The sequence below is a fragment of the Pseudomonas sp. HP_01 genome (genome assembly GCF_055284355.1).
The window spans coordinates 1-25,105 of the sequence record NZ_JBTOPV010000036.1 but is presented as its reverse complement, the minus strand read 5'-3'; the positions used below and the strand labels follow the sequence as shown (position 1 = coordinate 25,105).

Annotated in this window: 19 protein-coding genes; 10 read left to right on the top strand and 9 right to left on the bottom strand. The window is 60.8% G+C overall.

Annotation, left to right across the window (positions count from 1 at the left end; genetic code table 11):
• Positions 1-204: 204 nt before the first annotated feature.
• The 3 genes from hrpA to fadD2 form a co-directional block, all read right to left on the bottom strand.
• A complete protein-coding gene (hrpA, locus tag ACYAR8_RS18890; protein WP_463580732.1) occupies positions 205-4,116 on the bottom strand; it encodes an ATP-dependent RNA helicase HrpA in 3,912 nt (1,303 codons plus the stop codon).
• 666 nt (positions 4,117-4,782) lie between these two features.
• Entirely contained in the window at positions 4,783-6,480 is a 1,698-nt protein-coding gene (gene fadD1, locus ACYAR8_RS18885) for a long-chain-fatty-acid--CoA ligase FadD1 (protein WP_463580731.1), read from the bottom strand.
• Between the two features lie 370 nt (positions 6,481-6,850).
• Positions 6,851-8,539 carry a long-chain-fatty-acid--CoA ligase FadD2 gene (gene fadD2 / locus ACYAR8_RS18880; RefSeq protein ID WP_463580730.1) on the bottom strand — a complete coding sequence of 563 codons (1,689 nt, stop codon included), beginning with the start codon at positions 8,537-8,539 and terminating at the stop codon, positions 6,851-6,853.
• Between the two features lie 226 nt (positions 8,540-8,765).
• Between fadD2 and ACYAR8_RS18875 the strand changes: the two genes are divergently transcribed.
• Together ACYAR8_RS18875 and ACYAR8_RS18870 are read left to right on the top strand one after the other, a co-directional pair.
• Entirely contained in the window at positions 8,766-9,710 is a 945-nt protein-coding gene (locus ACYAR8_RS18875; protein WP_463580729.1) for a lysophospholipase, read from the top strand.
• 40 nt (positions 9,711-9,750) lie between these two features.
• A complete protein-coding gene (locus tag ACYAR8_RS18870; RefSeq protein ID WP_074891661.1) occupies positions 9,751-10,221 on the top strand; it encodes a MaoC family dehydratase in 471 nt (156 codons plus the stop codon).
• Between the two features lie 238 nt (positions 10,222-10,459).
• On the opposite strand, the gene ccoM is transcribed toward ACYAR8_RS18870, so the two are convergent.
• The 3 genes from ccoM to ACYAR8_RS18855 form a co-directional block, all read right to left on the bottom strand.
• Positions 10,460-10,576 (bottom strand): cytochrome c oxidase subunit CcoM, encoded by a 117-nt coding sequence (gene ccoM, locus ACYAR8_RS18865; RefSeq protein ID WP_281248193.1) that lies wholly within the window; start codon positions 10,574-10,576, stop codon positions 10,460-10,462.
• A 133-nt stretch (positions 10,577-10,709) separates the two neighbouring features.
• Positions 10,710-10,871 (bottom strand): hypothetical protein, encoded by a 162-nt coding sequence (locus ACYAR8_RS18860; RefSeq protein ID WP_463580728.1) that lies wholly within the window; start codon positions 10,869-10,871, stop codon positions 10,710-10,712.
• 66 nt (positions 10,872-10,937) lie between these two features.
• Complete coding sequence (locus ACYAR8_RS18855; protein WP_074891659.1) at positions 10,938-11,285, bottom strand: aspartate-semialdehyde dehydrogenase; 348 nt, start codon at positions 11,283-11,285, stop codon at positions 10,938-10,940.
• A gap of 206 nt (positions 11,286-11,491) precedes the next feature.
• Between ACYAR8_RS18855 and rapA the strand changes: the two genes are divergently transcribed.
• Positions 11,492-14,338 carry an RNA polymerase-associated protein RapA gene (gene rapA, locus ACYAR8_RS18850; protein WP_074891657.1) on the top strand — a complete coding sequence of 949 codons (2,847 nt, stop codon included), beginning with the start codon at positions 11,492-11,494 and terminating at the stop codon, positions 14,336-14,338.
• Positions 14,339-14,467: 129 nt separating this feature from the next.
• Here the strand turns inward: rapA and ACYAR8_RS18845 are convergent, their stop codons facing one another.
• Both ACYAR8_RS18845 and ACYAR8_RS18840 read right to left on the bottom strand, forming a co-directional pair.
• Positions 14,468-15,823, bottom strand: coding sequence for a spinster family MFS transporter (locus ACYAR8_RS18845; protein WP_074891655.1), 1,356 nt, complete (start codon positions 15,821-15,823; stop codon positions 14,468-14,470).
• 272 nt (positions 15,824-16,095) lie between these two features.
• Positions 16,096-16,395 (bottom strand): DUF2288 domain-containing protein, encoded by a 300-nt coding sequence (locus ACYAR8_RS18840; RefSeq protein ID WP_074891653.1) that lies wholly within the window; start codon positions 16,393-16,395, stop codon positions 16,096-16,098.
• Between the two features lie 327 nt (positions 16,396-16,722).
• On the opposite strand from ACYAR8_RS18840, the gene ACYAR8_RS18835 reads away from it, so the two are divergent.
• From ACYAR8_RS18835 to ACYAR8_RS18815, 5 genes are all read left to right on the top strand, one after another.
• Positions 16,723-17,850: a branched-chain amino acid ABC transporter substrate-binding protein gene (locus ACYAR8_RS18835; RefSeq protein ID WP_074891651.1), complete on the top strand. Its 1,128-nt coding sequence runs from the start codon at positions 16,723-16,725 to the stop codon at positions 17,848-17,850.
• Between the two features lie 214 nt (positions 17,851-18,064).
• The gene (livH, locus tag ACYAR8_RS18830; RefSeq protein ID WP_108120576.1) at positions 18,065-18,991 is read left to right on the top strand and encodes a high-affinity branched-chain amino acid ABC transporter permease LivH; all 927 of its coding nucleotides are present in this window, start codon (positions 18,065-18,067) and stop codon (positions 18,989-18,991) included.
• Entirely contained in the window at positions 18,988-20,250 is a 1,263-nt protein-coding gene (locus ACYAR8_RS18825; RefSeq protein WP_463580727.1) for a high-affinity branched-chain amino acid ABC transporter permease LivM, read from the top strand. The genes livH and ACYAR8_RS18825 overlap by 4 nt, the downstream gene beginning before the upstream one ends.
• Positions 20,250-21,017, top strand: coding sequence for a high-affinity branched-chain amino acid ABC transporter ATP-binding protein LivG (gene livG, locus ACYAR8_RS18820; protein ID WP_065992627.1), 768 nt, complete (start codon positions 20,250-20,252; stop codon positions 21,015-21,017). The genes ACYAR8_RS18825 and livG overlap by 1 nt, the downstream gene beginning before the upstream one ends.
• On the top strand, positions 21,018-21,719 hold the full coding sequence (locus tag ACYAR8_RS18815; protein WP_065992624.1) for an ABC transporter ATP-binding protein: 702 nt from the start codon (positions 21,018-21,020) through the stop codon (positions 21,717-21,719).
• A 509-nt stretch (positions 21,720-22,228) separates the two neighbouring features.
• Here ACYAR8_RS18815 and ACYAR8_RS18810 read toward each other — a convergent pair.
• A complete protein-coding gene (locus ACYAR8_RS18810; RefSeq protein WP_463580726.1) occupies positions 22,229-23,137 on the bottom strand; it encodes a LysR family transcriptional regulator in 909 nt (302 codons plus the stop codon).
• A gap of 105 nt (positions 23,138-23,242) precedes the next feature.
• Between ACYAR8_RS18810 and ACYAR8_RS18805 the strand changes: the two genes are divergently transcribed.
• The gene (locus tag ACYAR8_RS18805; RefSeq protein WP_074891643.1) at positions 23,243-23,842 is read left to right on the top strand and encodes a short chain dehydrogenase; all 600 of its coding nucleotides are present in this window, start codon (positions 23,243-23,245) and stop codon (positions 23,840-23,842) included.
• 62 nt (positions 23,843-23,904) lie between these two features.
• The gene (locus ACYAR8_RS18800; RefSeq protein ID WP_074891641.1) at positions 23,905-24,585 is read left to right on the top strand and encodes a hypothetical protein; all 681 of its coding nucleotides are present in this window, start codon (positions 23,905-23,907) and stop codon (positions 24,583-24,585) included.
• The last annotated feature ends 520 nt before the right edge of the window (positions 24,586-25,105 follow it).

The window sequence follows — 25,105 nt, the reverse complement described above, 5'->3', positions numbered from 1 at the left end:
ACGGGGCAGTCATCCCTGCCCCACAGGCCGCTCCGATATTCGGTTGGATGCTGGAGATCCACTGTAGGAGCGCGCTTGCCCGCGAATGGGGTCTGTCGGTGGCATATGAGTCGCCTGACACACCGCGATTCGCGGGCAAGCGCGCTCCTACAATAGATCCCGATCAAGACAAGGATTTGCGCTGAATGCAGGACCGTTAAGGCATCACCCCTCGACCTGGGTCCATTGCTTGTTCAGGCGCTTGTCAGAGATCGGCACTTTCGTCCCCAGCTGCTGCGCGAACAGCGAGACGCGGTATTCCTCCATCCACCAGCGATACACCACCAGTTCCGGATCGCGCTTGCCTTCCTGAGCATGTTTGTCGGCGCGGGTCTGGTACTGCGCCCACAGATTGCCCAGCTCGATACTCCAGACCCGGTCCTTCTGTGCCTGGCTGCCGAGCTTCTCAAGACGGAGTTCGACGGCCTTGAGGTAACGCGGCAGTTCCTTGAGCCACACCGCCGGCGTCTCGCGGACGAAACCGGGGTAGACCAGCTTGCTCAGCTGGCCTTTGATGTCGTTGAGCGCCACGGCCTGGGCCAGATCGATCTTGCCCTTGAAGCGCTTTTGCAGGCCATGCCACAGCTTGAGAATCTCAAGCGTCAGCCTTGCCAGCCGCTCCGCATGTTCGGTCAGACCGCCACGCTTGCGCTCGGCCAGGGACAACAGGCCGGCGCCGTCTCGGGGCAACGTTGCTTCACCCTCAAGGATGCAGCTGTCGAGGCTCGCCAGCAGGATGTCTTCGATCAGCGCATCGACCCGACCCAGGTCGCGGTACAGCAACGCCAGCTCGGTCTGGCCGGGCAGCTTGCTGCGCAGGAACTTGGTCGGCTCGGCCAGTTGCTGCAACAACAGCCGTTGCAGCGCTCGACGGTGCTGATATTCGGCCTCGGCCTGGGTCGAGAAGCGCCCTTCCTTGACCGCACCGCCCTCTTCCACCAGCGCCGGATACACCGTCATCGACAGCCCGGCGATCTTCTGCTGAGTCTTTTCGGCCACCGCGGCAAAGCCCTTGGCCTCGACCGGCTGCTGGCCTTTCGCCGATTGGGGCACCGCCAATGCAGCCTGACCGGCCTCGGCGAACCGCGCGGTCAGCTCATCCAGCTCACGGCCTTCGCCGAGGAACTTGCCGTTGGCATCGACCACTTCAAGGTTCATTTTCAGGTGACTTTCCACCTGTTGCGCCGCTTCGGCCCAGGCTTCGTCGGTCACCCGCACGCCGGTCATGCGCAACAACTCGCGGCCCAGTGCCTGAGGCAACGAGCCTTCGGCGAAGACCATCCGCTGCAAGGCGGCTTTGACAAAGTCCGGCACCGGCACGAAATTCTTGCGCAGCGCCTTGGGCAGATTGCGCACCAGCGCCACGCATTTGGTTTCCAGCAGCCCTGGCACCAGCCATTCCAGGCGCTCGGCCGGCAACGACAGCAACAGCGGCGCCGGCACCCGCAGGGTCACGCCGTCGCGCGGATGGTTCGGTTCGAAGTGATAAGTCAGCGATAAGGTCAGTTCGCCAATTCTCAAGGTGTCCGGGTACTGATTGGCGGTGACCTCGCTGGCCTCTCGGGCGAGCACATCTTCCTCGCGCATGATCAGCAGCTGCGGGTTCTTCTGGCTCTCCATCCGGTACCAGGCGTCGAACGTCGCGGTCTGGTGAATCTCCGCCGGCAAGCGTTCGTCGTAGTAGCGGTACAGCGTTTCTTCGTCGGCCAGAATGTCGCGCCGACGCGCCTTGGCTTCCAGTTCGTCGAGCTGCTCCAGCAATTTGGCATTGGCTGAGAGGCATTTGGCTCGGGACTGGATTTCACCGCGCACCAGCCCTTCGCGGATGAAGAACTCGCGGGACACCGCCGGATCGATCGGCCCGAAATGCACCGGACGACGCCCAACGACGATAAGGCCGAACAGGGTGATCTGCTCGAAGGCAACGACTTGGCCGCGCTTCTTCTCCCAATGGGGTTCGAAGTGGTTTTTCTTGATCAAGTGCCCGGCAAGGGGTTCGATCCAGTCCGGCTCGATTTTCGCCACCATGCGCGCATACAGCTTGGTGGTTTCCACCAGCTCGGCGGCCATGATCCATTGCGGACGCTTGCGGCCCAGGCCCGATGACGGATGCACCCAGAACCGCCGCTGACGCGCGCCCAGGTAGTCGCCGTCTTCGGTCTTCTGACCGATCTGGCTGAGCAGGCCCGAGAGCACCGCCTTGTGAAATTTCGGGAAATCGGCCGGCTCTTTGTTGACCGTCAGTTGCAGGTCGCGGCAGATCAAACTCAGTTGACGATGGGAGTCACGCCATTCCCGCAGACGCAGGTAATTGAGGAAATTACGACGGCACCAATTACGCAGCGGACTGGCGGTCAGGGCCTGGCGCTGCTCTTCGAAACCGCGCCACAGATTGACCAGCCCGGCAAAGTCGGAGTCCTGATCCTTCCACTGGGCGTGGGCTTGGTCGGCGGCCTGCTGACGCTCCGGCGGACGCTCGCGGGGGTCCTGAATCGACATCGCGCTGGCAACGATCAGTACTTCCTGCAAGCTGCCCTGCTTCGCCGCTTCGAGCAACATGCGGCCCATGCGCGGGTCCACCGGCAGGCGCGCCAGTTGACGACCCATCGGCGTCAGGTTGTTCTCGCGATCGACCGCTGACAGCTCCTGCAACAGGTTGAAGCCGTCGCTGATCGCCTTGCCGTCCGGCGGCTCGATGAACGGGAAATCGGTGATCTGGCCCAGTCGCAGGTGGAGCATCTGCAGGATGACCGCCGCGAGGTTGGTGCGCAGAATTTCTGGATCGGTGAATTCAGGCCGCGAGAGGAAATCTTCTTCGCTGTACAGCCGCACGCACAGGCCCGGCTCGACCCGGCCGCAACGGCCCTTGCGCTGGTTGGCGCTGGCCTGGGAAATCGCTTCGATGGGCAGACGCTGCACTTTGGCGCGGTAGCTGTAGCGGCTGATGCGCGCCGTGCCGGTGTCGATGACGTAGCGAATGCCCGGCACGGTCAGCGAGGTTTCGGCAACGTTGGTCGCCAGCACCACACGACGGCCCGGGTGCGACTGGAAAATTCGCTGCTGTTCGGCCGGCGACAGGCGCGCATACAGCGGCAGGATTTCGGTGTGCTTGAGTTGCGCCTTGCGCAGCATTTCAGCGGCGTCACGAATCTCTCGCTCGCCGGGCAGAAACACCAGCACATCGCCGGGGGACTTGCGCTCGCTGCGTTCGAAGGCGGCCAGCTCGTCCAGCGTGGCGAGAATCGCCTGATCGACGGTCAGGTCTTCCTCGATGCTGTTGCCCTCTTCGTCCTGCTGGGCGGTCATCGGCCGGTACCACGTCTCCACCGGGAAAGTGCGGCCCGAGACTTCGATGACCGGCGCCTTGTCGAAATGCTCCGAGAAACGTTCGAGGTCGATGGTCGCCGAGGTGATGATGACCTTCAGGTCCGGGCGACGGGGCAGCAGGGTTTTCAGGTAGCCGAGGAGGAAGTCGATGTTCAGGCTGCGTTCGTGGGCTTCGTCGACGATGATCGTGTCGTAGCGCTCAAGAAAGCGGTCGTGCTGGGTTTCGGCGAGCAGGATGCCGTCGGTCATCAGCTTGATCAGGGTGTTTTCGTCGCTCTGGTCTTCGAAGCGCACCTGGTACCCCACCAGCCCGCCCAGCGGCGTGCCGATTTCTTCGGCGACCCGGCTGCCGACGCTGCGTGCTGCGATTCGACGTGGCTGGGTGTGGCCGATCAGTCCGTGCTGCCCGCGACCGATTTCCAGGCAGATTTTCGGCAACTGAGTGGTTTTGCCCGAGCCGGTTTCGCCGGCGATGATCAACACCTGATGTTCCAGCAGCGCCTTCTTGATCTCGTCGCGCTTGGCGGCGATGGGCAGGTTTTCGTCGTAGCGCATGGCGGGCACGCTTTGCGCGCGACTCACCACACGGGCGCACGATGCCTGCACGCGCTCGACCCACTGCGCCAGCTTCGTCTCGTCCGGTTTCTTGCGCAGCTCATGCAATTGCCGGCGCAAGCGATGACGATCGCTGATCATCGCGTGGTCGAGGTTCTTGAAGAGTTGGTCGATGGAGGTCGAATCGTCGGTCATCAGGGCGCGGAATCTTTCTATCTGAATGCAGGGCGCGGATTGTCGCAGATTTGGTGGGGTGGAGGCAGGTCTGTGGCGCAAAGGCATTCACGGGCAGGGTGTAAGTCCTCGCGCGCAATGTGGAGCGCCACCCCGGTCGCTCCCACGAGGTCGTGACGGCTCCCGCATGGAGGGTTTATGCCAAAAAATTAATGGCGGCCATGCGGGCCTATTCCCGGCTGAAGCCGGTCCCACTAAAAGCAGGGCGTGCATCCAGTAAAATATGTGGCGATCACACCAGCCTCTTCCCGGCTGAAGCCGATCCTACAGTGGGTGCGCAGTAGGTCTGTGGGACCGGCTTTAGCCGGGAAGCTTGTGATCTGCTTTTGATCTTCGGACGCAAAAAGTCCAGTCACTGCCAAACGCGACTTGGGTGCAGGCTGAACGCAGGTTTCGCGGAGTGGGCCGAGCCGCATGGATGCGGCGAGAGCGCCGTCAGGACATGGATGTCCGTTCGGCGCGGGCCCACGGAGCGGGACCGGAGTGAAGGAACCCCGACGAAGTCGGGGCCCAACCAGGAGCAAAAGCCCTTGGTTACTTGGGGCTTTATCAAGTAACTCGCCGAAGGCGAAACCCGAGGCCGCTAGGCCGACCACGCTGCCGGGGTCTGTGGTGGTCAGGGCTGACTCAGGCGGGCTTTTTCAGTGCCAGTCTTTTCAATTCTTCGTCGCGCAGTTCGCGGCGCAGGATCTTGCCAACGTTGGTGGTCGGCAGGGCGTCGCGGAATTCCACGCTGCGCGGCACTTTATAAGCCGTGACGTTAGCGCGCATGTGCTGCATGACTTGATCCTTGCTCAGGGTCGTGCCCGGCTTGCACACCACGAACAGCTTGATCGCCTCGCCGGATTTCTCGTCCGGGATACCGATGGCCGCGCACTGCAGGACGCCCGGCAGGGTCGCCAGCACGTCTTCCAGTTCGTTCGGGTACACGTTGAAGCCGGAGACCAGAATCATGTCCTTCTTGCGATCAACGATGCGCATGTAGCCATCCGGCTGGATGATTGCGATGTCGCCGGTCTTCAACCAACCGTCGGCATCGAGCATCTCGTCGGTGGCGGCCTGGTTATGCCAGTAGCCCTTCATCACCTGCGGGCCCTTGATGCACAACTCGCCCACTTCGCCCAACGGCAGCTCTTCGCCCGCATCGTTGATGGTCTTGCACAGGGTCGAGGGCACGGGAATGCCGATGGTGCCCATCTGGATCTTCTGAAAAGGGTTAACAGAGGCCACAGGGCTGGTTTCGGTCATGCCATAACCTTCGCAGATCGAACAGCCGGTGACTTCTTTCCAGCGCTCGGCCGCCGCGGTTTGCAGGGCCATGCCGCCCGAGAGGGTGAGTTTCAGCGAGGAGAAATCGAGGTTACGGAAGTCAGCGTTGTTGCACAGCGCCACGAATAGCGTATTGAGCCCGACGAAGCCGGAAAACTTCCACTTCGACAGCTCTTTTACCATCGCCGACAAATCACGGGGGTTGCTGATCAGCACGTTATGGTTGCCGCTCAGCATCATGGCCATGCAGTGAAAGGTGAACGCGTAGATGTGGTAAAGCGGCAGCGGCGTGATCAGAATCTCCGTGCCTTCATTGAGGTTGGCCGCCATCAGCGCCCGGCACTGCAGCATATTGGCTATCAGGTTGCGGTGGGTGAGCATCGCGCCCTTGGCCACGCCGGTGGTGCCGCCGGTGTATTGCAGCACCGCGACGTCGTCACCGTTCGGCGACACATCCTGCACCGGCTGACCGTGCCCCTTGGCCAGTACGTCGTTGAATTTGACCGCCTTGGGCAAATGGAACGGCGGGACCATCTTCTTCACGTACTTGATGACGCTGTTGACCAGCAGGCGCTTGAGCGGCGGCAGCAGGTCGGCAACTTCGGTGACGATGATGTGCTTGACGCCGGTCTTGGGCACGACCTTCTCGGCCAGGTGCGCCATGTTCGCCAGGCAGACAAGCGCCTTGGCGCCGGAGTCGTTGAATTGATGTTCCATTTCCCGCGCGGTGTACAGCGGGTTGGTGTTGACCACGATGAGTCCGGCACGAATGGCGCCGAACACCGCGACCGGGTACTGCAGCACGTTGGGCAGCTGCACGGCGATGCGATCGCCCGGTTGCAGGTCGGTGTGCTGTTGCAGATACGCAGCGAAGGCACCGGACAGCGCGTACATTTCGCCGTAGGTGAGGGTCTTGCCCAGGTTGCTGAACGCAGGTTTGTTGGCGAAACGCTCGCAGGACTGTTTCAATACGGCCTGTACGTTCGGATACTGATCCGGATCGATATCGGCAGCGATACCTGTCGGATATTTATCCTTCCAGAAGTTTTCGAGCATAAAAGCCGACTCCTCAGCAACAGCGTTTCTACACACCGCTTAATGCGATGATTTCTTGTGTTTGGAATTTTGTAGTAACCACTTTTTGTTGACCGATGGTACAAAAAGCGGGGCGAGCGTATCAGCTTTGCCAAGGGCCGCCTAGAGCCAAAAACGGGCTCTCCAGTCACATAGCTGACTCTTGAATATTTCACGGTCACGTTTAGAGCAATGAACCTAAATGTCGGAAATCTCCTACGTGGTGATGTTCATTTACGCGATCCGATAACCCCCCGCAACAAACTGCCGGGCAAAAAAACGGCGTGATCATCACGCCGTTTTTGCCAGGTAAAAAGCTGTGGCTAAAGCTCAGGGATCAGGCAATGCCGGATCAGGCGATATCCCGCAACTCACGCCGCAGGATTTTCCCCACAGGCGTCATCGGCAACGACTCACGCAGCACGATCTGCTTGGGAATCTTGTAGCCGGTGAAGTTCTCCTTGCAGTATGCCTTCAACTCCTCGCTGGTCAGGGTTGCATCCCTCGGCACTACGAACAGCTTCACAGCTTCGCCCGATCGGTCGTCCGGAACGCCGATCACCGCACAGTTCGCCACTTTCGGATGCCGCGAGACCACGTCCTCGATCTCGTTCGGGTAGACGTTGAAGCCCGAGACGATGATCAGGTCTTTCTTGCGGTCCACGATGCGGATGAACCCGTCCGGGTCGATCACCGCGACATCGCCGGTTTTCAGCCAGCCTTCGCCGTCCAGCACCTCGGCGGTGGCCTCTGGCTTGTTCCAGTAGCCGAGCATGATTTGCGGCCCCTTGAGGCACAGCTCGCCGCGCTCACCCAAGGGCAGCTCAACCCCTTCGTCGCTGATGACCTTCGCCGTGGTGCCCGGCACCGGCATGCCCACCGTGCCCAGCCTGGACTGAGTGCCATAGGGGTTGGCGGTGGCGACGGGAGAGGTTTCGGTCAAGCCATAGCCCTCGACGATCGAGCAGCCGGTCAATTGCAGCCAGCGCTCGGCGGTGGCTTTAACCAGCGCGGTGCCGCCGGAGTTGGTCAGGCGCAACGTTGAAAAATCGAGGTTCTTGAATTCGGGATGGTCCATCAGCGCCACGAACAGCGTGTTGAGCCCGATCATTGCCGAGAACTTCCACTTCTTCAGCTCTTTGATGAAGCCGCCGATGTCCCGCGGGTTGGTGATCAGCAGGTTGTGATTGCCGCTGACCATCATGCACATGCAATTACAGGTGAACGCATAGATGTGATAAAGCGGCAGCGGCGCCACCATGATCTCGCTGCCCTGCTTGAAGATCGGCAGCCCGTCCGGCCCATGCTGGAGCATGCAGGCGTAGACCTGCTGCATGTTGGCGACCAGATTGCCATGGGTCAGCATCGCGCCTTTCGGCGAACCGGTGGTGCCGCCGGTGTACTGCAGCACAGCGACGTCGTCCAGCGCCAACGGCACCCGTTGCAGACGATCGCCCTTGCCCAGTTTTAGAGCACGTTTGAACGGGATCGCCTGCGGCAGATGGTAGGCCGGCACCAGCTTCTTGACCTTTTCGACCACAGTGTTGATCAGCCAGCCTTTGGCGGCCGACTGCATGTCGCCCATCTTCACTTCGATAAGGTACTGGATGTCGGTGTCCGGCAGCACTTCCTGCACGTTCTTGCCGAAGACGTTGAGATAGACCAGTGCGCGCGCGCCGGAATCCTTGAACTGATGGCGCATTTCCCGGGCGGTGTACAGCGGGTTGGTGTTGACGACGATCAGGCCGGCGCGCATGGCACCGAACACGGCAATGGGGTACTGGATCAGGTTGGGCATCTGCACGGCGATGCGGTCGCCGGGTTTGAGGTCAGTCTGCTGTTGCAGGTAACCGGCGAACGCCGCCGATTGGCGCTCAAGCTCTGCGTAGCTCAGGGTGACACCCATGTTGCTGTAGGCCGGCCGATCGGCGTACTGGCGGCAACTGCGCTCGAACACCTCGACAACCGATGTGTACGCCTGAAGATCCACCTCAGAAAGAACGCCAGCGGGACGCTTGTCGTTCCAGAATTCAGGTTGCATGTTGTTTTTATCCTCTTACCTGAGTGTACTGGCCCCGTGGTATTTAAACGGGCGTTTGCCGGACGTTAGCAGCTATGGCATAGAAGGCAAATAGTCGTCGCCACGTCATCACCGGTGTGAATCTTGCGGGTAACCAGCCTGCCATCCGGCTACCGCTATACACTCAAGCAAAGCGCTCGCCACTGCGTTTTTTGAGACAACTTTTTACAGGGGCCAGGAAAACGCGATGGAACACGAAGCTTTTTGGCTGGACGCTCAAGATCACTCTCGTCTCTATGTGCGTGCCTGGAGGCCGATGGGCAACGCCCGGGCGGTGGTCATGCTTTCCCACGGGATGGCTGAGCATGGCGGGCGCTATGACAGACTGGGCGTGGCATTGATGCGGGCAGGTTTCGCCCTGTATGCCGCCGATCAACGGGGCCACGGCCATTCGGCCTCTCATGGCACCCAGGGTCATTACGCCGATCAGGAAGGCTGGAACAAAGTGGTGGGCGACCTCGCCACGCTCAAAGCGTCGATTGCAGTGCGCCATCCGGGCGTGCCGGTTTTCCTGCTCGGTCACAGCATGGGCAGTTACATCGCCCAAGGGTATTTGCTGCACCACAGCGCCAGTGTGCAGGGGGCGATTCTCAGCGGCTCGAATTACCATCCGGTCACGTTCTACCGCTCTGCGGCGCTGGTTGCTCGTTTTGAACGCTGGCGGCAAGGGCCGACGGGGCGCAGCGCGTTGATCGAACACCTGTCGTTCGGCTCGTTCAACAAACGCTTCAAGCCTGTACGCACCTGCTATGACTGGCTCAACCGCGACCCGGTCGAGGTTGACGCGTACAGCAACGACCCGCTGTGTGGCTTTCGCTGCACCAATCAGTTGTGGCTGGACCTGCTCGGCGGCCTGCAGCAGATCAGCAAGCGTTCGAACCTGGCGCAGATCGATCCCGGACTGCCGATCCTGATTATTGGGGGCGAATGTGATCCGGTGAGCGATGGCAAGCGTCTCACGCATCTGGCCGACGCTCTGAGCGGCACCGACCACCCGTTTGTTACGCTGAAAGTCTATCCGCAGGCGCGTCACGAGATTTTCCTGGAGATCAATCGTGAAGAAGTCACCCGTGACCTGCTTGCCTGGCTTGAACAGGCGCTGCAGCAGCCAAGGCCGCGCCGCAGCGAATGACGTCAGTGGTTCATCTTTCCCAACTGTCACAGGACACCCCATGACCCAAGTCACCAACACGCCGTACGAAGCCCTTGAAGTCGGCCAGACCGCCAGCTACAGCCAAACCGTCGAAGAGCGTCACATCCAGCTGTTTGCCGAAATGTCCGGCGACCGCAACCCGGTGCACCTGGACGCCGAGTTCGCGGCCAAAAGCATGTTCAAGGATCGCATCGCCCACGGCATGTTCAGCGGCGCATTGATCAGCGCGGCGGTGGCCTGTGAACTGCCTGGCCCGGGTACGATTTACCTGGGTCAGCAAATGACTTTCCAGAAGCCGGTGAAGATCGGCGACACCTTGACCGTGCGCCTGGAAATCCTCGAGAAACTGCCGAAATTCCGCGTGCGCATCGCCACCCGCGTGTTCAATCAGAACGATGAACTGGTGGTCGATGGCGAGGCCGAAATCCTCGCGCCACGCAAGCTGCAGACCGTGACCCTGGCCGAGTTGCCGCCCATCACCGTCGGCTGACACGGTTCTGAGCCGGCTTGCTGGCGAACCCGATCTGGCAGTCGCCCATCCAGCGTCTGAACAAATGCGTTCGCCAGCAAGCCGACCCCTACAGGGTGTACTTATCCGAGTTGAGGGAGACGGCGCGGGCAGAGCATTTTTATTCCGGATCCGGCAGCTGGCGCCGCAGCAATCAGCACGCAAAAAAATGGGCAACCGAAGTTGCCCAAAATGCCTTGCGTGCTCTTTTATAGAAAACTCAGCGTCTGCCGCGCCGGGGTGAGTCTCTCCAGATGAACAGTCCGACGCTCGAGTAAATCACCATCATCAGCCCCACCGTCATGACGCCGGCTATCACTGCGTGGTCGAGAAACATGCGCACTCCTTCTGCCCGAGCCTGTTTGATAGGCGCAGGTTAACCAGAGGGGTAGCGGGAGAAATTGACTCAGGTCAATGCCGGCGTGAATCGCATACAGCAGCCGGCAGACGGGGAACGAACGGAAGGCAGGTCAGCGTTTCTTCGGTTTGCTCTTGGCTTTCTTCTTGCCCTTGCCCAGCGGCATGGCCTGCTCGAAAGCGCTTCGGACTTCGTTCAGCCGTTTGTCATTGAGGTCGTGCACACGCCTGGCGCGTTCGGCGCTCAGGTCTACCAGTTTTTCGTCATCGCTCATCGCGTATCGCTCGTGAATACCTGTTGCCGCCAATAATGCGCAATCGAGGCGGCGCTGACCAGCGCCTCAGACTTTCAGGTCGACCCACAGCCCCTGGCGCGGCTCGTCGTCGATGATCGGCACAACCGGCACGGTGTCGTCGGCGTTGAGGAAATCGCCGGGGATGGCCGGGCCTTCTTGAAGGTCGGGGTGGCGGTCAGCCACGCGCCGGTCGCTGCGGCGGCGTTGATGGCGGCGTTGTTCTTCGCGCAGCAGCAATTCGGCCTGCTCGCGGTCACGTTCGCCCATGTCGATATTGGTTTCGCTCGAACTCTTTTGAGTCGGCGTTACCGGCGGGATGTCCGGGGTGGGTTTGACCGGGTCCAGCTGCGAAGTCACGGGGGCCGCGCTCAGTGGGATCAGCGGTGGCAGCATGGTAATGGTCTCCTGTTATCAAGCTGTCGGCTGCCGTTTCGTCGACTTGAGCCGATTCAAGCGCGAGTTTCGACTATGTTTTTCGCAGCAAGTGCCCGCCTCAGGTACGCCGCCCACTCTATCCGGGGGTTTTTACAATGTGGCTTTGGCCTGGGCGCCTTGTTCCGTTAACATAGTGGGCTTTTTCAAGGCGGGAGTCAGGCAGCATGTCGCAGCAGTATCAACCGGGGCAACGCTGGATTAGCGACAGCGAAGCCGAGCTGGGTTTGGGCACCGTTCTGGCACAGGACGGCCGCTTGTTGACCGTGCTCTATCCGGCCACTGGCGACACGCGCCAGTATGCTTTGCGCAATGCCCCGCTGACGCGGGTGCGCTTCTCGCCGGGTGACACCATCACCCACTTCGAAAACTGGAAGATGACGGTGCGCGAAGTCGACGACGTCGACGGCCTGCTGGTCTACCACGGCCTCAACGCGCAAAACCAGCCGGTGACCCTGCCGGAAACCCAGCTGTCGAACTTCATCCAGTTCCGCCTGGCCACCGACCGCCTGTTTGCCGGGCAGATCGACCCCCTGCCGTGGTTCTCCCTGCGTTATCACACCCTCGAACACACCAGCCGCCAGTTGCAATCCTCGCTCTGGGGCCTGGGCGGCGTGCGCGCGCAACCGATCGCACACCAGCTGCACATCGCCCGTGAAGTGGCTGACCGTATCGCGCCGCGGGTCTTGCTGGCGGACGAAGTGGGTCTGGGTAAAACCATCGAAGCCGGTCTGGTCATCCATCGCCAGTTGCTGTCGGGCCGCGCCAACCGCGTGCTGATCCTGGTGCCGGAAAACCTGCAGCACCAGTGGCTGGTGGAAATGCGCCGCCGCTTCAATCTGCAGGTCGCGCTGTTTGACGCCGAGCGCTTCATCGAGAGCGATGCCAGCAACCCGTTCGAAGACACGCAACTGGCGCTGGTGTCGCTGGAATGGCTGGTTGAAGACGAGAAGGCCCAGGACGCGCTGTTCGCGGCGGGCTGGGACCTGCTGGTGGTCGACGAGGCCCACCATCTGGTCTGGCACGAAGAAAAGGCCAGCCGCGAATACTCGCTGGTCGAGCAACTCGCTGAAGTGATTCCCGGGGTGCTGCTGCTGACGGCAACCCCCGAACAGCTCGGCCAGGACAGCCACTTCGCCCGTCTGCGCCTGCTGGACCCGAACCGTTTTCATGACCTGCACGCCTTCCGCGCCGAAAGCGAAAACTATCGCCCGGTGGCCGAAGCCGTTCAGGAGCTGCTGGACAAAGGCACGCTGTCGCCGAAAGCCAACGAGACCATCCGTGGTTTCCTCGGGGCCGAAGCCGAAGCACTGCTGACCGCTGTTGCTGCCGGTGACGCCGAAGCCAGTGCCCGTCTGATCCGTGAACTGCTTGACCGTCACGGCACCGGCCGCGTGCTGTTCCGTAACACCCGCGCCGCCGTGCAAGGGTTCCCGGAGCGCAAACTGCACCCGTATCCCCTGCCCTGCCCGGCTGAGTACCTGGAGCTACCGATTGGCGAACACGCCGATCTGTATCCGGAAGTCAGCTTCCAGGCCACTGGCGAGAGCAGTGAAGAAGAACGCTGGTGGCGTTTCGATCCGCGCGTTGACTGGCTGATCGACACCCTGAAAATGCTCAAGCGCGTGAAGGTGCTGGTCATCTGCGCCCACGCCGAAACCGCGATGGACCTGGAAGACGCGCTGCGCGTTCGCTCCGGCATCCCGGCGACAGTCTTCCACGAAGGCATGAACATCCTGGAGCGCGACCGCGCGGCGGCCTACTTCGCCGACGAAGAGTTCGGCGCCCAGGTGCTGATCTGTTCGGAAATCGGCAGTGAAGGCCGCAACTTCCAGTTCTCCCATCATCTGGTGCTGTTCGATCTGCCTGCGCACCCGGACCTGCTGGAGCAGCGTATCGGTCGTCTGGACCGGATCGGCCAGAAGCACATCATCGAGCTGCACGTGCCGTACCTGGAAACCAGCCCGCAAGAGCGGCTGTTCCAGTGGTATCACGAAGCGCTCAACGCTTTCCTTAACACCTGCCCTACCGGTAACGCGTTGCAACATACGTTCGGTCCGCGCCTGTTACCGCAGCTCGATGGCGGTGACGAGGACGACTGGCAGGCTTTGGTGAACGAGGCCCGCGACGAACGCGTACGCCTTGAAAGCGAACTGCACACCGGCCGCGACCGTCTGCTGGAGCTCAATTCCGGTGGTGCGGGCGAAGGCGAGGCACTGGTGGAAGCCATCCTTGAGCAGGATGATCAGTTCACTCTGCCGATCTACATGGAAACCCTGTTCGACGCGTTCGGCATCGACAGCGAGGACCATTCGGAGAACGCGCTGATCCTGCGTCCGAGCGAGAAGATGCTCGACGCCAGCTTCCCGCTGGGCGACGACGAAGGTGTGACCATCACCTACGACCGCAATCAGGCGCTGGCCCGCGAAGACATGCAGTTCATCACCTGGGAACACCCGATGGTGCAAGGCGGCATGGATCTGGTGCTGTCCGGTTCGATGGGCAACACCGCCGTGGCATTGATCAAGAACAAGGCGCTAAAACCTGGCACCGTGTTGCTGGAATTGCTTTACGTCAGTGAAGTGGTCGCTCCGCGCTCGCTGCAGCTGGGCCGCTACCTGCCGCCCGCTGCCCTGCGTTGCCTGCTGGATGGCAATGGCAACGACCTGTCGGGGCGTGTGTCTTTCACCACCCTGAACGGCCAGCTGGAGAGCGTGCCCCGGGCCAGCGCCAACAAGTTCATCCAGGCCCAGCGTGACGTGCTCAATCCGCAGATCAACGCCGCCGAAAGCAAGATTGCGCCGAAGCACGCTGAACGTGTGGCGGAAGCGCAGCGACGTCTGGCGGCAGACACCGAAGAGGAGCTGGCGCGTCTGACGGCTCTGCAAGCGGTCAACCCGACGGTCCGCGACAGCGAACTGGCGGCGTTGCGCGAACAACGTGAGCAAGGCCTGGCCATGCTGGAAAAAGCCGCGCTGCGTCTGGAAGCGATTCGGGTGCTGGTGGCGGGATAAACAGGTTCGCCGCGAATCTGCGGCGAACACAAAACCTGCGTAAAAGGGGACTGATCTTATTTACTGCGTAAAAGGGGACTGATTTATTTACAGCGCTTCACCGTAAATAAATCTGTCCCCTTTTCGGTCCTAAGCCACCGACGGCTTCACCCCCTGCCCCACCGGCTCATCCGCCACCATCCCCTCGCGCATCCTTTGCGCATCGACGCTGAAACACGTCGATGCCTTCGCCAGAAACACCAGCGCGAAAAACAACGCCACCGGTATCAAGTACATCGCATCGTGCAGCCCCACCGCCTTGAACGGTTCGGTCATCTGCTCGACCTGCGCGGCGTACATGGCCGAGTGGGCAAAATGGTCAGACAGCAGCCCCACCACCACCGGCCCCAGCCCGCCGCCTAGCAGATACAGGCCGGCAAAAAACAGCGCCATGGCGGTGGCGCGCAGCCGGGGCTGCACCACGTCCTGAATGGCGGTGTAAACGCAGGTGTAAAAGTTGTAGGAGAACAGCCAGCCTAGGCTGAACACCCCGACGAACACGCCGATCTCGATGCGCCCGGCGTGCAGCGCATAACCGGTGCACAGCGTCGCGACCACCATGCTCATGGCGGCAAACATCAGGCGCCCGTTGCTCCAGCGCTGATGCAGCTTGTCCGCGACCCAGCCGCCGACGGTCAGGCCAACGAGACCGGTCACGCCGACTATCATGCCGGTGGCCATCGCGGCCTCCTGCAAGGGCAGTAAAAAATAACGCTGCAGCATCGACACCATGAACGAGTTGCACGCGTAGGTGGCGAAGTTGAACGCCAGACCGGCGAGCACCAGCCAGCGAAACGTGGGGATCGACAGTAAGCGGCGGATCGGCCGGTGGATTTTCTCTTGGGAAATGGCCACGCTTTCGGCAGCGCCCCGGGCCGGCTCGCGAATGAAGAACATGAACACCGCCAGCACAAGCCCCGGCACCGCGGCGATGAAGAACGGCGCGCGCCAACTGCCGAACGCCTGGACCATCGCGCCGATGGTGAAGAACGCCAGCAGCAGGCCCAGCGGCAGGCCGAGCATGAAAATGCCCATCGCCCGGGCCCGGCGGTGGGCCGGGAACAGGTCGCCGATCAACGAGTTGGCCGCTGGCGCATAGCTCGCCTCGCCAATCCCTACACCCATCCGCACCAGCAAAAACCCCCAAAAACTGCCGACCAGGCCATTCACCGCCGTCAGCCCACTCCACACCGCCAGGCCCCAACCCATCAATTTGCGCCGCGAGCCGTTGTCAGCCATGCGCCCCAACGGCAAACCGGCTACGGCGTAGACCAGCGTGAACGCGGTGCCGATGATGCCCAGCTGAAAGTCGCTCAGCAGCCATTCCTTGCGAATGGGCTCGATGATGATCGCGGGGATCGTGCGGTCGAAGAAATTGAAGAGGTTGGCCAGAAACAGCAGAAACAGAACGCGCCAAGCGTTCCTTGCCTGAGTCGATTGATCCATGGGGCGATCTCTTTCTTGTTATCGGAGGCTGTCGCGGCTGACGCTTCCGGTGTGCCTGAAATCTAGTTACCCCTTGGCACTCTGTCTGTGAACATTCGCCCCGCTGATACCGGCCCATGCGAGACCCGCCAAACCATCCCGCCGGGATCTCCCGCTTCTTGCACAGGAAGCGCGCGGTCAGTGAGGGATTCCGCTACCGGCGACACACCGGGAGTTACCGCCCTACCCACTTCGCCATCATTCGACGCACCATTTTAGAGCAGGGAACAGCCTTACGCCCTTTCGTGGATCAACACCCAAGGCGCGACGACCACTGCCCACAGCGGCGGATCGCGCTCCAAAAGATCCAGAGCCTTTGATTCAGAGACCTTGCCGACCTCCCCGCTGCTCACCCACGCGGCCACCTGGGCCTCGCTGTTCTCGGCAAATGCCTGCGCCACGGCAATCAAATCCAGCGTCGGCTCGACCCACAACAGGGCACCCTTTGCAAAGAACGGTTGCAATTCTTTCCAGGTAATCGAAGCGGTTTCGCCGAGCAGTTTGGCATAGAGGGTGCTAGGTTCTTGCGTCATGGGTTTTCACCGTATTGGAAATCGACGCAATGATAGCGCCGCCTTTCGTACCGACAAACCCGGATTCAAGTGATTGATTGCAGGGAAGTTCGCGCAAGCCGACCGGTTCGCCGCTCCACGGGGCAAAACAGCCGGCTTGATTATGTATCTTTCTGTCGATTAAGCGACACCCACAGGTTTTGCCCCCCGCAGCCAGCTATTCAAGCGCTCGACCGGCGCTCTAAACTGTTCCGGTACAGTTGCTGGGGGTGCGGCCTGGAGATTCAATCCGGTCCTGCAGCTTTGGCCGTCAGGATTATAAAAACTACAACGCAAGAGTGGAGCATCATGACTAAGGGTATTAATCAGATTTCCAAGCTGTTTGCCGCACTGGTTCTGGCGGGGGTTGCCAGTCACTCGTTCGCAGCTGACACGATCAAGATCGGCATCGCCGGCCCTAAAACCGGCGCTGTGGCCCAATACGGCGACATGCAGTTCAGCGGTGCCAAGATGGCCATCGAGCAGATCAACGCCAAAGGCGGCGTGGACGGCAAGAAGCTTGAAGCCGTTGAATACGATGATGCCTGCGACCCGAAACAAGCGGTCGCCGTCGCCAACAAAGTGGTCAATGACGGCGTCAAGTTCGTGGTCGGTCACCTCTGCTCCAGCTCCACTCAGCCCGCTTCCGACATCTACGAAGACGAAGGCATCATCATGGTGACCCCGGCAGCCACCAGCCCGGAAATCACCGCTCGCGGTTACAAACTGATTTTCCGCACCATCGGCCTGGACAGCGCCCAGGGCCCGGCCGCCGGCGACTACATCGCCAAGCAGGTCAAGCCGAAAATCGTTGCGGTCATCCATGACAAACAGCAGTACGGTGAAGGCATCGCCACCGCCGTGAAACAGACCCTGGAAAAAGACGGCGTGAAAGTCGCCCTGTTCGAAGGCATCAATGCCGGCGACAAAGACTTCTCATCGCTGATCGCCAAGATGAAGCAAGCCAATGTCGACTTCGTCTACTACGGCGGCTACCACCCTGAGCTGGGTCTGATCCTGCGTCAGGCACAGGAAAAAGGCCTGAAAGCCGGCTTCATGGGCCCGGAAGGCGTAGGCAACGCGTCCATTTCGCAGATCGCTCAGGACGCGTCCGAAGGTCTGTTGGTAACACTGCCGAAATCCTTCGACCAGGATCCTTCCAACAAGGCGCTGGTTGATGCATTCGCCGCGAAGAAAGAAGACCCGAGTGGTCCGTTCGTGTTCCCGGCCTACGCCGCCGTGGAAGTGATCGCCGACGCGATCAAGACCGCCAAGTCCGAAGACACCGCGAAAGTGGCTGAAGCCATCCACGCCGGTACCTTCAAAACCCCTACCGGTGATCTGTCCTTCGACGCCAAGGGTGACCTGAAAGACTTCAAATTCGTCGTTTACACCTGGCACAAAGATGGCACCAAGACTGAAGCCCCTGTGAAATAACGCAGCCTTCATGCTTACCCGAAGCCCACTGCAACCGCAGTGGGCTTTGTTTTAGCCGGGCAGCGAATTTCACAAGAATTCCGATCCCTGAACATCTTGAAACCGCACCAGTGAACCACTGGGCTCGTGCCGGACGCGGACGTAGATCACGACGCGCGAGCGGGAAAAGACTTCACCAGTGAAACACCAGGCAGGTTTTTAGGAGCACTCAGCAATGCCGATAGATCTCTATCACTTTCTTCAACAGCTGGTTAATGGGTTGACCATTGGCAGCACTTACGCCTTGATTGCCATCGGCTACACCATGGTTTACGGCATCATCGGCATGATCAACTTCGCCCACGGCGAGGTGTACATGATCGGGTCGTATGTGGCGTTTATCGCCCTCGCCGGTCTGACCATGCTTGGCCTGGACAGCCTGCCCCTGCTGATCACCGCAGCCTTCGTCGCGAGTATTGTGGTGACCAGCGCCTACGGTTACGCCATCGAGCGAGTTGCCTATCGCCCGTTGCGCGGCAGCAACCGTTTGATCCCTCTGATTTCCGCCATTGGCATGTCGATTTTCCTGCAGAACACCGTGCTGTTGTCGCAGGACTCAAAAGACAAATCGATCCCCAATCTCATTCCCGGCAACTTCGTTTTCGGCCCCGGCAGCAACCATGAGGTGGTGATCTCGTACATGCAGATCCTGATCTTCATCGTCACGCTGGTGGCAATGCTCGGTCTGACCTGGTTCATCTCCCGCTCTCGCCTGGGTCGCGCCTGCCGTGCCTGCGCCGAAGACATCAAGATGGCCAACCTGCTGGGGATCAACACCAACAACATCATCGCCCTGACCTTTGTCATCGGCGCCGCTTTGGCGGCGGTCGCTGCGGTCCTGCTGAGCATGCAGTACGGCGTGATCAACCCCAACGCCGGTTTCCTCGTCGGCATCAAAGCCTTTACCGCTGCAGTACTGGGTGGCATCGGCAGTATCCCGGGCGCGATGCTCGGCGGTCTGGTGCTGGGCATCGCCGAAGCCTTTGGCGCCGACATCTTTGGCGACCAGTACAAGGATGTGGTGGCGTTCGGTCTTCTCGTATTGGTGTTGTTGTTCCGGCCAACCGGCCTGCTCGGCCGTCCGGAGGTTGAAAAAGTATGACCAGGAATCTCAAATCGGCCCTCTTCAGCGCAGTGCTGGTGCTGGCCGTCGCTTACCCGATCCTCGGGCTCAAACTGGACATCGTCGGGATCAATCTCGTGGTGGTCGGCGCCAGTTCCACCACCGTGCTGGTGATTTTCGCCGCTGCGTTTCTGATGTTCCTGCGCGTGCTGTTCAACGAACAGATCAGCGCCATGTGGCGTTCGCGTCCGCAGAAACCGCTGATGTCCGACAAGACCAGCAACTTTCTGACCCTGCCTTCGACCCAGCGCTGGTTCCTCGGCGCGCTGGTGATCGCTGCGCTGGTGTGGCCGTTCTTCGGCTCGCGCGGCGCGGTGGACATCGCGACCCTGATCCTGATCTACGTGATGCTCGGCCTGGGCCTGAACATCGTGGTGGGTCTGGCCGGTCTGCTCGATTTGGGCTACGTCGGTTTCTACGCCGTGGGCGCGTACACCTACGCCCTGCTGCAGCACTACTTCGGCTTCGGTTTCTGGATCTGCCTGCCGCTGGCGGGGCTGGCGTCGGCAACGTTTGGCTTCCTGCTGGGCTTTCCGGTCCTGCGGCTGCGTGGTGACTATCTGGCCATCGTGACGCTGGGTTTTGGTGAAATCATTCGCCTGTTCCTGCGTAATCTGACCGACATCACCGGCGGCCCCAACGGCATCAGCAACATCGAAAAGCCAACGCTGTTCGGCCTGTCGTTCGAGCGCAAGGCTGCAGAAGGCATGCAGACGTTCCACGAATACTTTGGCCTGCCCTACAACTCCATCAACAAGGTGATCTTCCTCTACCTGATCGCCTTGCTGCTGGCGCTGTTGGCGCTGTTCGTGATCAACCGGTTGTTGCGCATGCCCATCGGCCGCGCCTGGGAAGCCCTGCGTGAAGACGAAATCGCCTGCCGCGCGCTGGGTCTGAATCCGACCATCATCAAGCTGTCGGCCTTTACCCTCGGCGCTGCATTCGCCGGTTTCGCCGGCAGTTTCTTCGCCGCGCGCCAGGGTTTGATCACGCCGGAGTCGTTCACCTTTCTGGAGTCGGCGATCATCCTCGCCATCGTGGTCCTGGGTGGCATGGGCTCGCAGCTGGGCGTGATCCTCGCCGCGGTTGTGATGATTCTGTTGCCTGAACTGCTTCGCGAATTCAGCGAATACCGGATGCTCGGCTTCGGCGCCTTGATGGTGCTGATGATGATCTGGCGTCCCCAGGGCTTCCTGCCGATGCAGCGTCCCGTCATGAAACTCAAGGGGGAGCGCTGATGAGCCGTCCACTTCTGCAAGCGTCCGGCTTGTGCATGCGCTTTGGCGGTCTGCTGGCCGTCAACGGTGTCGGTCTGACCGTCCACGAGAAACAGGTTGTGTCGATGATCGGCCCGAACGGCGCCGGCAAGACCACCGTGTTCAACTGCCTGACGGGCTTCTACAAACCCTCCTCCGGGACGATTCTGCTGGACGGCGAGCCTATTCAAGGCCTGGCTGGTCATGAAATCGCCCGTAAAGGCGTGGTGCGTACGTTCCAGAACGTGCGCCTGTTCAAAGAGATGACGGCGGTGGAGAACCTGCTGGTGGCCCAGCATCGCCATCTCAACACCAACTTCCTGTCCGGCCTGTTCAAGACGCCCGCGTATCGCAAGAGCGAGCGCGAGGCGATGGAGTACGCCGAGCACTGGCTTGAAGCGGTCGATCTGAAGGAATTCGCCAACCGCCCTGCCGGCACCCTGGCCTACGGTCAGCAGCGCCGTCTGGAAATCGCCCGCTGCATGATGACGCGCCCGCGCATTCTGATGCTCGACGAACCGGCGGCCGGTCTGAATCCGAAAGAAACCGAAGACCTGAAAGCGCTGATCGGCGTGTTGCGCAATGAGCACAACGCGACGGTGTTGCTGATCGAGCACGACATGAAGCTGGTCATGAGCATTTCTGACCATATCGTGGTGATCAATCAGGGCACACCGCTGGCCGATGGCACGCCCGAGCAGATCCGTGACAATCCTGAAGTGATCAAAGCCTATCTGGGGGAAGCGTAAATGCTGCAGTTCGATAACGTTTCCACGTTTTACGGCAAGATCCAGGCATTGCACGGTGTCAGCATCGATGTGCAGCAGGGTGAGATTGTCACCCTGATCGGCGCCAATGGCGCGGGCAAGTCGACGCTGTTGATGACGCTGTGCGGTTCGCCGCGCGCGCACAGTGGCAGCATCCGTTATATGGGTGAGGAGCTGGTCGGTCTGGAGTCGTCGGTGATCATGCGCAAGAGCATTGCGGTGGTGCCGGAAGGTCGTCGTGTGTTCGCCCGTCTGACGGTGGAGGAGAATCTGTCGATGGGCGGGTTCTTTACCGACAAGGCCGATTATCAGGTGCAGATGGATAAGGTGCTTGAGTTGTTTCCGCGTCTGAAAGAGCGGTTCAATCAGCGCGGCGGCACGATGTCGGGCGGCGAGCAGCAGATGCTGGCGATCGGGCGTGCGTTGATGAGCAAGCCGAAGCTGTTGTTGCTGGATGAGCCTTCGCTGGGTCTGGCGCCGATTATTATTCAGCAGATTTTCGAGATTGTTGAGCAGTTGCGGCGGGATGGGGTGACGGTGTTTCTGGTGGAGCAGAATGCGAATCAGGCGTTGAAGATCGCTGATCGTGCTTATGTTCTGGAGAATGGCCGGGTGGTGATGCAGGGGTCGGGGGCGGAGTTGCTGGTCGATCCGAAAGTGCGGGATGCTTATCTCGGCGGTTGAATCTTAAGCAAGATCAAGGGCGTCTGCCTGGGGGCAGACGTTTCGCCTTCGGCGAGTTACTTGATAAAGCCCCAAGTAACCAAGGGCTTTGTGCTCCTGGTTTGGCCCTTCCTTCGTCAGGGTTCCTTCACTCCGGTCTCGCTCCGTGGGCACGCGCCGAACGGACATCCATGTCCTGACGGCGCTCTCGCCGCATCCATGCGGCTCGGCCCACTCCACGAGACCTGCGTTCAGCCTGCACCCAAGTCGCGATTGGCGGTGACTGGACCTTCTGTGTACGAAGATCAAAAGCAACGGCAACGGCTTCCCGGCTTAAGCCGGTCCTACTGGGTGTACGCCGCCGCTTTTCGTGGGACCGGCTTTAGCCGGGAAGAGGCCAGTGGCTGCGCCATCAATTTTGATTGTTAACACCGGCCTGATCGTTCCCCCGCTCCGCGTGGGAATGCATCCTGTGACGCTCTGCGTCAGCTCTGTTATCGCCCGAGCAGCGGGGCGAGTGGTCCAAGCGGTCAGAGCTTTTCCAGCACCGCCGTGCTGCGCTCGAACCATTCGGTCAGGTAGTCAGCCATGACTTTTACCCGCCTCGGCAGTCGTCCTTCAAAGGGGTGGACGAGGTACAGCGATGAGACCGGCGTCTGGTAATCACGCAGCAACCAATGCAGTCGCCCTTCTTTCAGTTCCTCATGAACCATGTACGACGGCAGGCGGGCGATGCCGGCGCCGACCAGGGCGGCTTTTTTCAGGAGGCCGTAGTGGTTGCTGGCGAAGGTGCCGCGGACATTGACTCGGGTCAGTTCGTGTTTCTGGTGGTAATCCCACGATTCGCGGCCGCTGTGGTGGCTGTTGAGCAGGCATCGATGCACGCGCAGTTCTTCCGGTGTGTGCGGGGTGCCATTTTTGGCAAGGTAGTCCGGGCTGGCGCAGGTCAGTTCCTGTAACGACAGCAACGGCTTGGCCACAAGGCGTTCATCGATGCCCACGCTGGAACGTATGCCCAGGTCGAAGCCGTCCCGGCGCATGTCGCGGAAGTGGTTGTTGAGGTCCAGTTCCACTTGAACGTCGGGGTAGGTGTGGGCAAATTCGCTGAGCAGGCCTTCGAAGACGGTTTCCCCCAATGACACCGGCACGGTCAGGCGCACCATGCCGATCAGGCTTTCGCTCAGGTACGCCATGGCGTCGCGGACGCGGTCGCGTTGGGCCAGTAGCGCGCGGGCTTCTGGTAGCAGAATGGCGCCCGCCGAGGTCAACGTCAGGCTGCGGGTGGTGCGATGGAGCAGCGTCACGCCGAAGTTTTTTTCCAGTTTGCTGATGCGCTTGGACAGTTGGCTGGTGCTGGTGTCCAGCCATTGCGCGGCCAGGGTGAAGCTGTTGGCCTCCACCAGCATCGCGAACGCGGCCAGATCGTCCATTTCGCTCATGATTGTTTCCTTTCTGACAAACCGGGATTGCCGTTTAGCCCCTGTATCGGTGGGAAAAGGCGACTCACACTGAGCGCCTGATCCATACCAGGGGAAAACCGCATCATGAAAATTCTATTGATTGGCGCCAGCGGCACCATCGGCTCGGCGATCGAGAAAGAGTTGGCGCCACGCCACGAGATCGTTCGCATCGGCAGAACCGGCGCAGACGAGCACGTCGATATTAGTGACAGCGACTCGATCCGCAAACTATTCGAACGGACAGGCCCTTTCGACGCATTGATTTGCGCGGCGGGCAATGTCACCTTCGCGCCGCTCGGCGAAATGACCGCCGATTCCTTCGCCCTGGGCCTGCGCGACAAGCTGATGGGTCAGGTGAATCTGTTGCTGATCGGTCGGGAATTTGCGAACGACGGCGCCTCGTTCACCTTCACCACCGGCATTACCAGCGTCGATCCGATTCGCACCGGAGCGTCTGCCAGCCTGGTCAACGGCGCCATCGACGCGTTCGTGCGGGCCGCCGCCATCGAGATGCCCCGCGGCATGCGCGTCAACTCGGTCAGTCCCACTGTGCTGGTCGAAGCCTTGGGCAGTTACGCGCCTTACTTTCGCGGCTTCAAACCCGTTCCGGCAGCCGATGTAGCGTTGGCGTACGCAAAAAGTGTCGAAGGGCTACAAACCGGACAGACGTATCGCGTCGGCTAATCGCCCCTTGTGATGAGCGAGCAGGCTGAGTAACGTGGCGGCACTTGTCTGGAGACCGCCCCATGTCCGCTGCTCGTTCCGCCCTGATGTTCGCCTTGTTGCCCCTGTTCGCCGGCTGCCAATTGATGCCCATGTCGTCCAGCGACAGCAAGGTGTCGACGGCCGGCATGATCCGCATGCAAGGCACCCTCAGCGGTGACGGCGGCAAACTGTTCTTCGCCCCATGCAACGAACAACGCCGCTATGCAGTGACCGACAAGGGCAATACCGGCGTCCTGCAGGAAGCCGCTTCGGTGGTGGACAAGAGTGGCAAGGCGTTCGCCGATGTACGCGGCAACTTCGTCGCGAGCAAGGCCCAGGGCAGTGACGGTCAGGCTGACATCTATCAGCTCTACCGCGTCGAGCGCCCGAGCGGCGCCTGCGAGGACCCCAACTTCAAGCGCCTGACGATTCATGCCAGCGGCAACGGTCCGAAGTGGAACCTCAACGCCAGCGGCAAGGGTCTGGTGCTGGAGCGCGAAGGCAAAGAGCCGTTCGCCGTGCCGTACATGGAAGAGCAGATGCCCGAGGGCCGCTTCAACCTGATCACCGACGCCAACAACCAACACGTCGAGCTCTACGTCGCGCCGCTGCGCTGTGTGGATCCGTCAAACGGTTCGGTGCAGCACCTGACCGCCGAACTGCGGGTCAATGGCCAGGTTCAGCGCGGCTGCGCGTATTTCGGGGCGATGCGCAACGATTAACCGTTCACCCCGCCCGCCTGTGGGAGCGCGCTTGCCCGCGAATGCGGTCTACCTGTGCCGTCCATTGCGACTGACACACCGCATTCGCCAGCAAGCCGGCTCCCACAGGTTTTGTGCATGACGCTGAAATCCCGGCCAACGAAAATCCACTGTAGGAGCGCGCTTGCCCGCGAATGCGGTCTACCTGTGCCGTCCGTTTCGACTGTCACACCGCCTTCGCCAGCAAGCCGGCTCACACAGGTTTTGCATGACCCCGAACTCCCGGCCAACGAAAATTCACTGTAGGAGCGCGCTTGCCCGCGAATGCGGTCTACCTGTGCCGTCCATTTCGACTGACACACCGCCTTCGCCAGCAAGCCGGCTCACACAGGTTGTGTGCATGACGCTGAACTCCCGGCCAACGAAAATCCACTGTAGGAGCGCGCTTGCCCGCGAATGCGGTCTACCTGTGCCGTCCATTTCGACTGACACACCGCCTTCGCCAGCAAGCCGGCTCACACAGGTTGTGTGCATGACGCTG

Bases quoted from the DNA above. Each gene is read 5' to 3' on its own strand.
- ACYAR8_RS18840 (WP_074891653.1), bottom strand. From the start codon at position 16,395: ATGACGCAAGAACCTAGCACCCTCTATGCCAAACTGCTCGGCGAAACC.
- livH (WP_108120576.1), top strand. From the start codon at position 18,065: ATGCCGATAGATCTCTATCACTTTCTTCAACAGCTGGTTAATGGGTTG.
- ACYAR8_RS18805 (WP_074891643.1), top strand. From the start codon at position 23,243: ATGAAAATTCTATTGATTGGCGCCAGCGGCACCATCGGCTCGGCGATC.
- ACYAR8_RS18855 (WP_074891659.1), bottom strand. From the start codon at position 11,285: ATGCTGCCACCGCTGATCCCACTGAGCGCGGCCCCCGTGACTTCGCAG.
- ccoM (WP_281248193.1), bottom strand. From the start codon at position 10,576: ATGTTTCTCGACCACGCAGTGATAGCCGGCGTCATGACGGTGGGGCTG.
- ACYAR8_RS18870 (WP_074891661.1), top strand. From the start codon at position 9,751: ATGACCCAAGTCACCAACACGCCGTACGAAGCCCTTGAAGTCGGCCAG.
- fadD2 (WP_463580730.1), bottom strand. From the start codon at position 8,539: ATGCAACCTGAATTCTGGAACGACAAGCGTCCCGCTGGCGTTCTTTCT.
- ACYAR8_RS18810 (WP_463580726.1), bottom strand. From the start codon at position 23,137: ATGAGCGAAATGGACGATCTGGCCGCGTTCGCGATGCTGGTGGAGGCC.
- ACYAR8_RS18800 (WP_074891641.1), top strand. From the start codon at position 23,905: ATGTCCGCTGCTCGTTCCGCCCTGATGTTCGCCTTGTTGCCCCTGTTC.
- hrpA (WP_463580732.1), bottom strand. From the start codon at position 4,116: ATGACCGACGATTCGACCTCCATCGACCAACTCTTCAAGAACCTCGAC.
- livG (WP_065992627.1), top strand. From the start codon at position 20,250: ATGAGCCGTCCACTTCTGCAAGCGTCCGGCTTGTGCATGCGCTTTGGC.
- ACYAR8_RS18875 (WP_463580729.1), top strand. From the start codon at position 8,766: ATGGAACACGAAGCTTTTTGGCTGGACGCTCAAGATCACTCTCGTCTC.
- ACYAR8_RS18845 (WP_074891655.1), bottom strand. From the start codon at position 15,823: ATGGATCAATCGACTCAGGCAAGGAACGCTTGGCGCGTTCTGTTTCTG.
- ACYAR8_RS18825 (WP_463580727.1), top strand. From the start codon at position 18,988: ATGACCAGGAATCTCAAATCGGCCCTCTTCAGCGCAGTGCTGGTGCTG.
- ACYAR8_RS18815 (WP_065992624.1), top strand. From the start codon at position 21,018: ATGCTGCAGTTCGATAACGTTTCCACGTTTTACGGCAAGATCCAGGCA.
- ACYAR8_RS18860 (WP_463580728.1), bottom strand. From the start codon at position 10,871: ATGAGCGATGACGAAAAACTGGTAGACCTGAGCGCCGAACGCGCCAGG.
- fadD1 (WP_463580731.1), bottom strand. From the start codon at position 6,480: ATGCTCGAAAACTTCTGGAAGGATAAATATCCGACAGGTATCGCTGCC.
- rapA (WP_074891657.1), top strand. From the start codon at position 11,492: ATGTCGCAGCAGTATCAACCGGGGCAACGCTGGATTAGCGACAGCGAA.
- ACYAR8_RS18835 (WP_074891651.1), top strand. From the start codon at position 16,723: ATGACTAAGGGTATTAATCAGATTTCCAAGCTGTTTGCCGCACTGGTT.